Source organism: Mucilaginibacter sp. (assembly GCF_041663085.1).
Lineage (GTDB): Bacteria > Bacteroidota > Bacteroidia > Sphingobacteriales > Sphingobacteriaceae > Mucilaginibacter.
Window position 1 is genome coordinate 1 of sequence record NZ_JBAZRC010000134.1, and the last position, 14,135, is coordinate 14,135.

Consider the following 14,135-nt stretch of genomic DNA (forward strand, 5'->3'; position numbering starts at 1 on the left):
CCTAAGGTACGAAAACCAGACCCTCCTTTAAAATACTCCCGGATGATCGATGACTTATTAATTGTCTTTTTCATTTGGTACTTTTTTGTCAACCTATTTCAGGACAAGTCAAATCCTGGTTTTTATAAGGTGTTGTAAATGAGTGGTTAAACGAATGGGTGTGATGATGTTGTTGAGCTACTGACAAGATTTTGTCAGTATTAATAACCTGATTATCAATGTGTTCCGTTTGTCCCGTTTGTTCCGTTTTAAAAATGGAACAAACCGGGGATTGTTACCGGTATATAACAAGTTTTATTCGATAGTTTCAACTTTATCAAAAATGTTTATAATTGTAGCATGTCTGACGATGCAGTATTAAAGCGGATAAAAATTATAGTGAAGGAGCACGGCGGTCAGCTGGCGCTGGCTAATGCTATAAGCGTTGATCAAGGCTTTATCAGTAAAGTGATCAACAAAAAGCAGGACATCAGTTACTACCTTATCCGTAAATTATGTTTCCAGTTAAAGTACTCGCCCGAGTGGCTGATACTGGGCACAGGCGATAAAATGATCCACAAGCAAGACTCGGCCAAACTAATAACCGAGATACAAATGCTGCGCACCGAGGTAGATATTTTGCACGCCCGTATGCGCGCTTACGAACTACAGCTACAGGAAATAATACAGCAGGCAGAGGGCTCTCAGCAAAAAGCTGGTTAACAACAGGTTTGCCACGGTGCTTAACATTATGGTAATATTAAGTGGCGGTTATGGTAATGCATACATAACATTCAACTAACATCGGGGTAATAGTTTTGCGGTATTAAATTAATACACGTGAAAAAACTTTTATCCGCGATCATCGTATTATTCGTTTTTACCTTAACGGCGAGTAATTTATTTGCCCAAACCACAGGGCGCATCTCTGGAAAGGTAATTGACCAGAAAACAAGCGAAACCTTAATTGGGCAACAGTTAACATTGAGGGCACAACCAAGGGCTCTGCTACCGATGTTGAAGGCCATTACGCTTTAAGTGGCTTGCAGCCCGGTAAATACACCATATTGGTAAGGTACATTGGCTATCAATCTAAAACCATCTCTGATGTGGAGGTTAAAGCAGGCGCAACTACTCCGCTTGATATTACCCTTGGCCAGTCTGAGTCAAAAGCTCTGAGCGAGGTTGTGATCAAAGCTACCTATCGCCAGGAATCGGTAGGTGCACTGTACGCTATTCAGAAAAACAGTGTATCTATATCTGATGGTATATCTTCTGAGTTGATCAGAAGATCACCGGACAGGAACACCAGTGACGTTTTAAAGCGTGTGAGTGGTGCTACAATACAAGACAACAAGTTTGTAGTAGTTCGTGGACTAAGCGACCGTTACAATACTGCATCTTTAGATGGTTCGCCACTGCCAAGTACAGAACCTAATCGTAAAGCATTTTCATTTGATATTGTACCCTCAAACCTTATTGACAACATCATTATCAGCAAAACAGCTACGCCGGATCTTTCGGGCGATTTTGCCGGTGGTAATGTGCAGATATTAACTAAAGATATACCAGAGCAGAATTTTGTTACTGTAGGTATTGGTTACAGCTATAATAATCAGAGTACATTTAAAGATTTTAAAAGCGGTTACCGTAACGCAAGCGATTATTTTGGCTTTGATGATGGCACACGTAAACTGGTTAGCAATTTCCCTACAACTACCCAGATTGTTAACAGGCAGCTTACCCCAACCCAAACTATACAGTCGATAAGAAGCTTAAATAACGATTTTAACGTTTACAACAATAAGGCCTTGCCTGGTCAGAATTACCAGCTAACTATTGGTAACGTAAAAGAAATAGGTGCAAACAAAAATCGTTTTGGTACCACTATAGCTTTAACATACCGTAACTCTCAAACTATCGCCCCAGATCAGATTCAACGTTTTAGTGATTTTGATTATGTAAGCAGCATTAATAAATTCTCGACTAATGTGGGTGCTTTAGCAAATTTTGCATACAGCTTTGGTAAAAATAAGATAACCTTAAAGAATTTATACAATCGTGTATTTGATGATCAGTTCACCTATCGTACCGGTAAAAACTTAGGAACTGGTGGCGAAACAGGCGATAACCATTATTACGCTTATGATCTTCTGGAAAAAGGTTTATTTAAAACAAACCTTGAAGGCGAGCACCAAATAGGTGAGAAAAATTCCAAATTAAAATGGAACCTGGGTTACAGCAACGTAACAAATGATCAGCCCGATCAAAGAAAAGTTAATTACAGGAGCAGTGCCCCCGGCCAACCATATATAGCCCAGGTTACGGGCTTGCAAAAAGAGAACGCACGCTTGTTCTCTCATTTAAATGAAAATATCTACTCAGGAAAAGTTGATTATAATTTACCGGTGGATTTTTTAGGGAAAAGCAACCTTAAAGTTGGCGTTAGTTCACAGTATCGCCAAAGAGATTTCGCTGCAAGGTTTTTGGGTTTGGTTTATAATAACCCCGATCAAAGTAACCTGGAACGCCCTATTTCTACCTTGTTTGGTCCTAATATTATTAACGCAGGGTATTATAACCTTGATGAGTTATCTAACCCAACCGATACCTATTACGCGAAGAGCTATACAAACTCAGGTTATGCAATGTTGGATAGCAAGCTTAACGAAAAGCTTAGGATAGTTTACGGTTTACGTGTTGAAAAATTTGACCTTAATTTAAGAACAGCAGAAACAAACCAAACGCAACCACGGAGTAAACTTGATAACCTCGACTTTCTTCCATCGGTTAACTTAACCTATGCTTTAACGCAGAAAGCCAATTTTAGGGCATCATATTCGCGAACAGTTGCACGCCCGGAATTTAGGGAATTAGCAAACTTTGCTTATTATGATTATGAATTGTTAGCTACAGTACAGGGCGAACCGACATTGAAAAGAACAACTATTGATAATGCAGATTTACGATACGAATTTTATCCTGCTGCCGGACAAATATTTTCAGTTTCGGCATTTTACAAAAAGTTTGCTAACGCTATAGAGCCGATAATTGATGACAGGAATTCTTCAACCACCATCAGTTATTTTAATTCAAAATCTGCATACGTGTATGGCTTTGAATTAGAAGCGCGTAAATCGCTTGATTTTATCGATGAAAGTAAATTCTTTAAGAATACTACAGCTTATGCCAACTTTTCTATCAACAGGTCAAAAGTTACAAACCCTGATGACGGCATAGTAAGGTTAGAAAAAAGCCGGCCGCTGGTTGGTCAATCGCCATATGTTATCAATGCCGGTTTAACTCATACCGAAATGGATAATAAACTATCATTAAACATACTGTTCAATCGCCTTGGTAAACGTATATTCTATGCAGGTGGTTCAACCTACCCAAGTGTATGGGAAAGCCCTCGTAACGTGCTTGATTTACAGGTGGGTTATAAGGTTATTAAAAACCGTGGCGAGATCAAATTGAGCGGCAGTGACATCCTTAACCAGAAGTATAATTTCACTTACGAACTTGATGGAAAACCGTATGTGCCATCGGGCTTAGGTAACATCTTCAGGAATTACAACTGGGGTGCAAATTATTCATTATCATTTAATTACTCATTTTAAGAAATAGTTTAATAATAGTAGTTTGATAAACTACAGTTAATGTTGGCTTAATATTAATAGCCGAAATTTGATGGAAATCGAACAATAAACAACATGAAAAAACCATTATTATTTTTAGCGTTTAGCGCTATTATCCTGGCAAGTTCTTGCTCTAAGAACAACGCCGTTATCGATCCGATAGTTGTACCACCTACAAACGGGACTTCTGTTGAGATTACCGGTGATATAGCAACCAACACTACCTGGACTGCTGACAAAATTTACACTTTAAAAGGTTTTGTTTATGTAACCAACGGTGCTACGCTTACAATTGAACCCGGCACCATTATCAAAGGCGACAAAGCAAGTAAAGGTACATTAACCATAACACGCGGAGCTAAGATTATGGCAGTAGGTACGGCTGATAAGCCAATTGTATTTACTTCATCATTTGCTGCTGGCACACGTGCTCCAGGCGACTGGGGTGGTTTAATACTTTTAGGTAAAGCCCCTGCAAACAATGGTGGCAATGCTGCTATCGAAGGCGGATTAGACGCTAAAGGCGACCCTGCAAAATACATTCAATACGGTGGTGCTGATGCAAACGACAATTCTGGTACTTTAAAATATGTACGTGTGGAATACGCAGGTATCCCATTCTCACCAGATAACGAGATAAACGGTATCACTTTTGGTGGTGTTGGAGCTGGTACAACTATTGACTATGTACAGGTTTTCCGTTCGGGCGATGATGGCTTTGAATGGTTTGGCGGTACAGTTAACTGTAAACACATTTTAGCTATCGGTAACGTTGATGATGATTTTGATACCGATAACGGTTTCTCAGGTAAAATTCAATTTGGTATTGCTCAGCGTTACAATACTGTTGCGGATGTATCTGGTTCAAATGGTTTCGAATCTGATAACGATAAAGATGGTTCAAACAATGCACCAAAAACTTCAGCTATATTCACTAACATGACAATGTTAGGCCCCCAAACGTCAGCAACAACTGCAAACGTAAATGCTAACCACCAGCATGCGGCTCAAATTCGTCGTAACTCATCTATTAGCATATTTAACTCTGTATTAGCAGGTTATGTTGAAGGTATTTACATTGACGATTCTAAAGTAGCTACTGCAGGTGCAACATCTACCAACTTTACTTCTGGTAGCCTTGTAATTAAAAACAACCTTATATACGGTTCAAACAAAAAAGGTAATGAAGTTAAAGGTGACAATGCTGTACAAAAAGCACTGTTTGAAGCTAAACTAAGGGCCGATAATACCTTTGATGCAACACTATACGCTGATGCATTAATTACTGATCCATTTAAATTTGCTTCAGAATTTGCAAACCCTGGTACGCCAATCTTTACCCCTAAAGCGGGTTCTCTTGCAGCTTCAGGAGCGTTATTTACAGATAATAAATTAAAAGATCCATTCTTTGAGGTGGTAACATTCCGCGGTGCGGTTGGTACTACTGATTGGACTACCGGTTGGACTAACTTTAATGCACAAGTTATGCCTTACACTACACCGGGTGCTGTTAAATAATTAACAACATTCAACATAAAAAAGAGCGGCTATCCATTGGGTAGCCGCTCTTTTTTATACAGGATTTTACTGATCTACCTGTTAAATGGGTATTCATTAACCCAGTGAAATCCGCGCCTTAAAAGTAAAAACTTATTCAGGTCGTATTTTTTTAAGCTGATGTTAAGCGAATCGTTTTTGAATTTGCCTTTAAGCAGCAACACATCTTTCTGGGGCAGGCTGTAAGTATAATAAGCCTTGTTAACCGTATCGGCATAGGTGTTCATCACAATAGTATGCTTAGCGGTATCTATTACAAAATTATAACGTTTGCTGCTGTCATTCATGAGTATCAGCCTTGCCGCTCCTGAATAACTTATGGTCAGCTTATCCCAGCGTGTAGTATCGGTTTTTAAAGGCGCAATAGTATCCTTATTGCGCACGAAGCTTTGCACATTGTAGATGCCGTATAAAGGCGGTTTTTTAGCGGCATCGCCATACTGACCCATAGCCTGTATATCGCCATAAAGGGTTAATATTAAAGTATAGGCCACCAGTAAATACTTTACAGTAGTTAGGGTGATGTTTTTCCAACGTTTTTTAAACAGGTGCCGGCCAAGATTTGCGGGCTGTGCCGGTTTATTTAAAAAGAAAAAGTTGATAAGTCTGATCGCATCCTTACTTAGCAGATAGATGCACATCACCACCAGCATGGTTGATAGCAGCTTAACGGGCACATCAAACGCATAGTTGATGGCCATGATATTGCCCGCCACAACCAAACCCACAATTGCCCCCAGCGTAGCCGTGCGGCGGAAGAAGAGTAACAGGCCGCAGCTTAGCTCGGCTATGCCGGTAAAATAGTTAAACCCGGTTGAGTAGCCCATGTAGGTCCAGGCCAGGCCCATTGGCGATGCATTACCGAAAGGTTCCAGCAACCTGTCGGGTGATGGTGCCGGGAATTGTAGTTTGATGATCTTAACGCAACCATAAGTAACCATGGTGATGGCCACATAATAGCGTACAATAACGGTAAGCCAGTAAAAAAGATTGTTATAATTGCGTGCTTTGCGGTCAAGCAGGCTCCATATAATGGCACCTGCAATGGCTACTACGCCTGCAAAAAGCAGGGCAAGGTAATCATAAGTGGTATCGCCGCTGCCATTGGTAAAGGTAGTAACAGGGTTGCTTAAATGCAGTACATGAGCGGCCAGCCAAACAATAAGTTTTTGAAAAGGCGGGATGTAAGCACTGTAGGCTACATCAATATAAGGCAGTACCCCATTGGGGTTTAAAACAACATAAAGCACAAAAAACAGCAGGAAAAAGCGCAGGGTTGTCTTTCGCCCGGCAGACCAGTGAAGAGGTTCGGCAGTGGTAGTAGTCATTTGGTTTAAGGTATAGGTTTATAAATTATTTAGCGTTGTTGCAAAGCTCTCTGTTTTAATTAGACCAACCACTTGCCCTTTTATTACAACAGAAATATCGCCGGCATCTTTATGCAATTGCAGCCGCCCTTTAAACAGGCTGTTTTGCCCGCCTGCCAAAAAACGGCGCAGGTTACCAGGTGTTTCTTTACGGCAAGCCAGTTCGGTATGGCCATCTGTAATAACAAGCCGCAACCTTTTGTTATCGGGTTCAAATGTTAGCAACAGGTTGTTGTTCAGTTTAATAGTTTCCATAAAGTTTGGTTGAAACCTAAATTTAAGAATAACATTTACATCCTAAAACTATTTGTTATAACATTTGTACTTGATTAATACATAACCCATCGGTATGGCTCCCTTATATTTTACAGTTGGCGATAACAAATCAGTAAAGGTGATCCCCAATATACAGGGGCATGCCGACGGGCACCCGGTGCTAACTTATACCTACAATATTTACGCCGATGGTGAACACGACGAACTCATCAACGGGATGCAGGAGAATGAACTGCTGCTTGGGAAAAAGCTCGACCCCAGCTATCTGGGCTATATTACTTTTGAAGATCCCGGTAAAATGTTCACATATACGGCTGATGGCCATGGCGAACTTACTGCTGCCGAGGTAGAAGAGATCATTGAAAATATATCGCATTACCGTGACCATCCCGGTATGTGGAATTTGGACGAAGCGTAAATCCGCTACGGTGACCTGGCTGAATCATTGACTCCAAGTTGCAATTCTCGCTTTTGCCATTATCATTAACAATCGCTAATTTCAATTTCCAAAACCAATTATAATGGCATATGTAAATTCAAACGAATTTGCTGCTAATACTTTTGATGCTATCGTGATAGGATCGGGTATCAGCGGCGGCTGGGCGGCTAAAGAACTTTGCGGCAAGGGCCTTAAAACCCTGGTGCTGGAGCGCGGCAAGGATGTTGTTCATTTAAAAGATTATCCCACAGCCACTAAAAACCCGTGGGATTTTCCGCACCGCGGCCAAATGCCATTGGCAGTTAAACAAGAAAACCCAATTGTTGAGCGCTGCTATGCCTTTGGCGAAGCATCCGAACATTTTTTTGTGAAGGATAAGGAACATCCCTATGTGCAGGATAAACCCTTCGACTGGATCCGCGGGTACCAGGTTGGGGGGAAATCATTGCTTTGGGCAAGGCAAACCCAGCGTTGGAGCAAGTTTGATTTTGAAGGCCCCGCACGGGATGGTTTCGCGGTGGATTGGCCCATCCGTTATGATGACCTGGCGCCGTGGTACACCTACGTAGAGCAGTTTGCAGGCATAAGCGGTAACCATGATGGTCTGGAAACCCTGCCAGATGGCGACTTTTTACCACCCTGGGAAATGAACGTGGTGGAGAAGGAGATCCGGAAGCGTATTATTGCCCATTATAAAGACCGTGACGTGGTTATTGGCCGTTGTGCACATCTTACCAAGCCAAAAGAAATACACCTGCAGCAAGGCCGCGGGCAGTGCCAGGCGCGTAGCCTCTGCGAACGGGGGTGCCCCTTTGGGGGCTACTTTAGTTCTAACTCGTCAACCCTGCCATGGGCAGCCAAAACGGGTAAACTTACCTTAAGGCCCGATTCGGTAGTGCACTCCATTATTTATGACGAGAAACAACAAAAGGCCGTTGGCGTAAGGGTGATCGACTCAAATACCAATAAGGCTATTGAATATTTTGCACGGATCATTTTTGTGAACGCAGCGGCGCTAAACAGTAACCTTATCCTGCTTAATTCAACATCAAACCGGTTTCCCAATGGCTTGGGTAATGATAGTGGTTTGTTGGGCAAATACGTGGCTTTTCATAACTATCGAGGATCGATGTCTGCAAGTTTTGAGGGGCCGATGGATAGCTACTACTATGGCCGCAGGCCCACTGCCGTTATGATGCCTAACTTTAGGAACGTGTACAAGCAGGAGACCGACTTTTTGCGCGGATATATGACATTTTACACCGCCACCCGCCCGGGCTGGAGGCACCCCGCAGATGGGCAGCAAATTGGCGCCGAATATAAAGATGCTATAGCCGAACCCGGCTCATGGAATATTTATATGATGATGCAGGGCGAAACTATCCCTAAAGAAAGCAACTTTGTACAACTGAGTAATGATGCAAAAGACAAATGGGGTATACCGCAGCTACGTATCTCGGTAGATTATGATGATAACGACGAAAAGTTATTGAAGGATTTTTTGGTGCAGGGTGCAGAAATGCTGGATAAAGCAGGCTGTAAAAACATAGTGACTAGGGACAGCAAACAAGCGCCCGGGTTGGATATTCATGAGGTTGGCGGTATTCGGATGGGGCATGATCCTAAAACGTCCCTGTTAAACAAATGGAACCAGTTGCACAACTGCCCTAATGTTTTTGTAACCGACGGCGCCTGTATGACATCAACAAGCACCCAAAACCCCTCATTAACATTTATGGCCCTCACCGCCCGGGCTGCAAACTATGCTGCCGATGCGCTGAAAAGGGGGGAGGTGTAAGATAAACCGCTATGCGTCACAGGTTTTGTATGTCATGGTGAGTTTGTCGAACCATAATCAATCTCACCTAAAATCGCCCTTAAAACGCCCAAAACCGCCCTCAAAACCCCGAAGTGTTCATGTTCACTACCGTGAACACCCGTGAACGCAGGCAATAAACTGATAATCAGTGGTTTGTTATTATTCGATACTGGCAAGATTGCGCCCCTATTGGCAGCATACAGTGATATCTCAATTACTTCCACTCATTAATAGCCTCGCTCAAATCATAAACCGGTAGGGTATCAACAGCTGTCTGTATAATACCTGCCGCCGCCGCAGAGCGGTAACCCGCTGCGCAATGCACTACAATAGGCTTGTCAGCCGGGATCTCGCTTACACGCTCCCTTAGTTCGGGCAGCGGAATGGTCAAAGCATCCTTAAACAGTTTGCCTGTTTTTATCTCGGCCCAATTGCGAACATCAATAATGGTATAATGGTCTGGATGGCTCTTAAAGTCGGCGTAGTCGAGCACCGGCGATTGCACTTTGGCATCCGCAGGGATTAAAATAGCTGCTTTTATATTTTTCTCGTAACCTATTTTGGCTGTTTTTTTTATTACAGTTTCCAGTTCATCCTTGGTGGCTGCCAGTAAATAAAATGGCTCATTAGGTCCAACTACCGAACCAAGCCAGGTCTCAAACTTCTCGGCATCCTGCAGGTTGATGGCGTTTTTTACGTGCCCGCTGCGGTAAGCTTCTTTTACGCGGGTATCAATAACCAACACATTTTTTTCTAAGACAATATCTTGTGATGGCCTTGATACTGTTTCAATGCTTTCGGTAAAGTTTGGCGCACCGGTTTTGTTCAGCTCCACATCATAACCAAAGTATTTTGGCATAAAGGGTTGGTCGGCCATCAGGGTTTTAACAAAGGCCAGCTCATCCATTAGCTGTAGGGCATAATTATCGCGTAGCTCTTTACCAATGCTGCTTTGCAGATCGGGGCTCATGCTTTTACCACAAAGCGAGCCGGGGCCGTGAGCAGGGTAAACCGTTACATCGGCTGGTAAAACCATCAGTTTTTCGCGGGTGCTGTGATACATCTGGCGGGCCAGTTCTTCTTTTTTGGCGGTGATATTACCAACGTTCTCGCGCAGGTCGGGGCGGCCTACATCACCGGCAAACAGGGTATCGCCGGTAAATACGGCGCAATCCTTATCTTTTTCATCCTCCAGTAAAATACAGATAGAATCGGGCGAGTGGCCGGGGGTGTTGATAGCCTTCAGTTTAATATCATCCAGGCGGATAACATCGCCATCATCAAAACTTTCGTGCGGGTATTCGGCGCCTGCAAGCTTGCTTACATAGATAACCGCGCCGGTAGTTTGGTGGATCTCGAGGTGAGAGCTCACAAAATCGGCATGCGGATGTGTTTCAATAACGCCGGTAATATCTGCATTATGCAGCTGGGCAAAGTCATAGTAAGGCTGCGGGTTACGGGCAGGGTCGATAACAACCATTTTGCCCGAGCGGATAATGGCGTACGAAGCATGCGCCAATCCCTTATCGTAAAATTGATGAACTATCATATAATGTGTCAGTGGCGCAAAGATAGCTTTTGGTTATGAGTGTTAAAAGGTAGAAATGTGAGCAGGGGGTAAAGATTATTTTTATTGCCTTCACCTATTCAAGCGTCCAAGCTTGAATAGGCGAAGGATAAATAACAAAAGCCCGGTCTCTCAACCGGGCTTTGTCTATATACTTGATAATAAGTACTTGCTACTATCTACCACACTTTTATCCTGTCTTCAGGTTTCTTATACATTTTATCACCTGGTTTAACGTCAAATGCGTTGTACCAGGCGTCCATATTACTTATTGGGGCATTTGTACGGTATTGTTCCGGCGAGTGCGGATCTGTCAGGATACGTTGCGCGGCAGCCTCGGGGCGTTGCGAACCTCTCCAAACCTGCGCCCATGAAAGGAAGAACCTTTGGTCGGGCGTAAAGCCATCAATTTTTGTGGTTGATTGGCCTTGTTTGGTTTTCTTGTAAGCCTCGTAAGCAACGTTGAGGCCGCCCAGATCTGCAAGGTTTTCGCCAAGGGTAAGTTTGCCGTTTACGTGCATGGTATCCAACACGGTAAAGGCGTTGTACTGGCCAACCACCTGGTCGGCGCGTACTTTAAATTTATCGGCATCGGCTTTTGTCCACCAGTCGCGCAAGGTGCCATCGGCATCGTACTGGCGGCCTTCGTCGTCAAAACCGTGGGTCATCTCGTGGCCTATAACCGCGCCTATACCGCCATAATTCACCGCGTCATCGGCCCCAAAGTCAAAGAACGGGAACTGCAGGATCCCCGCAGGGAAAGCGATCTCGTTATTGGTTGGGTTATATGATGCATTTACGGTTGGAGGGGTCATGCCAAAGCGGGTCCTGTCCATAGGTTTGCCAAGGCGGCTCACATTAAAGTTATAGCGCCAAACCGAAATGCGCCTTAAGTTACCGGCGTAATCATCGCGGTTAATAACAAGGCCATCATAAACTTCCCATTTATCTGGGTAACCAATTTTAACACGGAAAGCAGCCAGCTTTTTCAATGCGCGGGCTTTGGTTTCCTCGCTCATCCAATCAAGGCGTTTTATGCGGTCGCCCAGGGTGATTTTAAGGTTGTTCACCAGATCGACCATGTATTTTTTGGCGGCCGGGGTAAAGTATTTCTCAACATAAAGCTGGCCTAACAGTTCGCCAACGCTGCCATCAACAAGGCCGCTCATGCGTTCGTTACGCGGGGTTTGTGTTTTTTGGCCGCTTAAGGCGCTGCTGTATGCAAAACTTGCATTCACAAAAGGTGAGCTCAATGAACCTGCCGAACCACGCAGGATATTCCACTTCAAGTATGTTTTCCAGTCGTTAACCGGGGTAGAGGCTAATAAAGCATCAGCATCTTTAAAAAAGGTTGGCTGGCCCACAATAATGGTATCCTGCCCGGTAACTTTTAACATGGGTAACAGTTTTACCCAGTTTAAATGCGGCGTGGTTTTAGCAAAATCAGCTATCGAAAACTTGTTGTAGGTAACATTCGGGTCGCGCTGTGCAACGCGGCTTAGTTGTGATTTAGCCAATGATTTCTCCAGGTCAAATATCACTGCCGCGTTTTTAGCTGCTTCATCGGCATTGGTGCCGGTAAGGGTAAACAGGGTGGTAATATAAGTTTTTAACGCGTCCTGGATCTTTTTTGAACGGGCATCGTCTTTTAAATAATTGTCCCTGTCAGGCAAACTGGTGCCACCTTGCCTAAGGCTTACAATGTATTTTTCTACATGCTTGTCGTCCTGACCTACGCCAAAACCAAACAGCGGGCTGCCAATGCCGTTTACACGCTCGTAAATCAGTTCATTAACAATGCCGTTCAGGTCGGTTATTTTGTTGATGCGGGCCAGGTCGGCGGTGATAGGGGTATAGCCTTTTTTCTCGATGGTGAGGCTATCCATGCCGCTGGCATAAAGGTCGCCAACGCGTTGTTTAAGACTGCCTTTTTGCTGGCCGGGTGTTTTACTTACTTCGTTAAGTAAACCTAACAGGCGGTTGGTATTATCCTGCCTCAGGATGTTGAAACTGCCCCAGCGGGTTTCTTTTGCCGGTATGGCGTTCTGTTTTATCCAGTTGCCGTTGGCATAGTCAAAAAAGTCGTCGCCGGGTTTTACAGACAAGTCCATATTGGCCGGGTCGATGAATTTGCGGGGCGGATCGGTTGTGGTTTTGCTTTGGGGTTTCCCTTTAACGGGCTTGTCGCCATTTGCGGCAAAAGCAGTAGCCGACAGGCACAACGCACCCATCAGCATTAAGTTGGTGAACTTTAATTTCATGATTTAGTCAGTAAAAAGATCAAGGTAATTATTTTATCTGCCGTGTAGCAAATAATAAGGCCGGGGCAAACCTATTTGTTGAACCAGTTGATCACAACAGATAATCTCGATAATCTTATAAAAGCGGCCAAAAAACGATTTACAGGTATTGTTTTCATCTTCGGTGCATTATTTATAATATATAAACGGCTGTATGTAAAAATATTGTTGCTAATATTTAGCATGGTGTAATTTATAATTGTTCCATATAATATTTAAGCCACTTTGGTATTTGACTCACCCCGCGGCACTACGTGCGCGACCCTCTCTGCTGCGCAAAGAGGGTAAAGAGAAAATAGTAGTTCAGCCCTCTTTCCGCGCAGTGGAGAGAGGGTGGTCGAGCGAAGCTAAGACCGGGTGAGTAAATTTCTGTGCCTTTGTCTAAAACTGCCTTATTTAGCTTTTCCCAATTAGCGCCAAATAGTTATTTTTGCAGGCTATGAGTATTGCAAAAACCTATTCGCCCACTGCAGCCGAAGAAAAATGGTATAGTTACTGGTTAAAACACAACTTTTTCAGATCAGTACCTGACCATCGTGAACCTTACACTATCGTTATCCCTCCGCCAAACGTAACAGGTGTGCTGCACATGGGCCATATGCTAAACAATACCATACAGGATGTACTGATACGCCGCGCCCGCATGAAAGGCAAAAATGCCTGCTGGGTACCCGGTACCGACCATGCCAGTATAGCAACTGAAGCAAAGGTTGTGGCCATGCTGAAAGAGCGGGGTATCAACAAAAAAGACCTGAGCCGCGAAGAGTTTTTAAGCTATGCCTGGGAGTGGAAAGAAAAATACGGCGGTATCATCCTGGAGCAGTTGAAGAAACTGGGCGCCTCATGCGATTGGGAACGTACCAAATTCACGATGGACGAGGACATGAGCGAATCTGTTATTGATTACTTTGTTCATCTGCATAAAAAAGGCTGGATCTACCGTGGCGTACGCATGGTAAACTGGGACCCGCAAGGTAAAACCGCTGTAAGCGACGAGGAAGTTATCCGTAAAGAAGTTAATCAGAAGCTTTATTATATAAATTACAAAGTAGCAGGCGAAGATGGCCATCTAACCATCGCAACAACCCGCCCTGAAACTATTATGGCCGATGCAGCTATCTGTATCAACCCTAATGACGAGCGTTACACACACCTGCACGGGAAAAAGGTATTCATCCCGCTGATAAACCGCG

11 protein-coding genes are annotated in these 14,135 nt (G+C 43.7%); 7 read left to right on the top strand and 4 right to left on the bottom strand.

Features of this window, described 5'->3' with window-relative positions; translation table 11 throughout:
- The first annotated feature begins 339 nt into the window (after positions 1 to 339).
- From WC615_RS18760 to WC615_RS18775, 4 genes are all read left to right on the top strand, one after another.
- Positions 340 to 702, top strand: coding sequence for a hypothetical protein (locus WC615_RS18760; protein ID WP_372979599.1), 363 nt, complete (start codon positions 340 to 342; stop codon positions 700 to 702).
- A gap of 117 nt (positions 703 to 819) precedes the next feature.
- Positions 820 to 1,017, top strand: a complete 198-nt coding sequence (locus tag WC615_RS18765; RefSeq protein ID WP_372979600.1) for a hypothetical protein — start codon at positions 820 to 822, stop codon at positions 1,015 to 1,017.
- Positions 963 to 3,599 carry a TonB-dependent receptor domain-containing protein gene (locus WC615_RS18770; RefSeq protein ID WP_372979609.1) on the top strand — a complete coding sequence of 879 codons (2,637 nt, stop codon included), beginning with the start codon at positions 963 to 965 and terminating at the stop codon, positions 3,597 to 3,599. Before WC615_RS18765 ends, WC615_RS18770 begins: the two co-directional genes overlap by 55 nt.
- A gap of 93 nt (positions 3,600 to 3,692) precedes the next feature.
- Positions 3,693 to 5,135, top strand: a complete 1,443-nt coding sequence (locus tag WC615_RS18775) for a hypothetical protein (protein ID WP_372979601.1) — start codon at positions 3,693 to 3,695, stop codon at positions 5,133 to 5,135.
- Between the two features lie 74 nt (positions 5,136 to 5,209).
- Here WC615_RS18775 and WC615_RS18780 read toward each other — a convergent pair whose 3' ends face one another.
- Together WC615_RS18780 and WC615_RS18785 are read right to left on the bottom strand one after the other, a co-directional pair.
- The gene (locus WC615_RS18780) at positions 5,210 to 6,502 is read right to left on the bottom strand and encodes a hypothetical protein (RefSeq protein ID WP_372979602.1); all 1,293 of its coding nucleotides are present in this window, start codon (positions 6,500 to 6,502) and stop codon (positions 5,210 to 5,212) included.
- 18 nt (positions 6,503 to 6,520) lie between these two features.
- Positions 6,521 to 6,796, bottom strand: a complete 276-nt coding sequence (locus WC615_RS18785; protein ID WP_372979603.1) for a hypothetical protein — start codon at positions 6,794 to 6,796, stop codon at positions 6,521 to 6,523.
- 94 nt (positions 6,797 to 6,890) lie between these two features.
- On the opposite strand from WC615_RS18785, the gene WC615_RS18790 reads away from it, so the two are divergent.
- Together WC615_RS18790 and WC615_RS18795 are read left to right on the top strand one after the other, a co-directional pair.
- Positions 6,891 to 7,235 (top strand): hypothetical protein, encoded by a 345-nt coding sequence (locus WC615_RS18790; protein WP_372979604.1) that lies wholly within the window; start codon positions 6,891 to 6,893, stop codon positions 7,233 to 7,235.
- A gap of 103 nt (positions 7,236 to 7,338) precedes the next feature.
- Complete coding sequence (locus WC615_RS18795; RefSeq protein ID WP_372979605.1) at positions 7,339 to 9,054, top strand: GMC oxidoreductase; 1,716 nt, start codon at positions 7,339 to 7,341, stop codon at positions 9,052 to 9,054.
- Between the two features lie 235 nt (positions 9,055 to 9,289).
- On the opposite strand, the gene WC615_RS18800 is transcribed toward WC615_RS18795, so the two are convergent.
- Together WC615_RS18800 and WC615_RS18805 are read right to left on the bottom strand one after the other, a co-directional pair.
- The gene (locus WC615_RS18800; RefSeq protein WP_372979606.1) at positions 9,290 to 10,624 is read right to left on the bottom strand and encodes a rhodanese-like domain-containing protein; all 1,335 of its coding nucleotides are present in this window, start codon (positions 10,622 to 10,624) and stop codon (positions 9,290 to 9,292) included.
- 197 nt (positions 10,625 to 10,821) lie between these two features.
- The gene (locus tag WC615_RS18805) at positions 10,822 to 12,903 is read right to left on the bottom strand and encodes a M13 family metallopeptidase (protein ID WP_372979607.1); all 2,082 of its coding nucleotides are present in this window, start codon (positions 12,901 to 12,903) and stop codon (positions 10,822 to 10,824) included.
- 478 nt (positions 12,904 to 13,381) lie between these two features.
- Between WC615_RS18805 and WC615_RS18810 the strand changes: the two genes are divergently transcribed.
- Positions 13,382 to 14,135: class I tRNA ligase family protein (locus WC615_RS18810; protein ID WP_372979608.1), on the top strand; the 754-nt coding region annotated here is incomplete at its 3' end.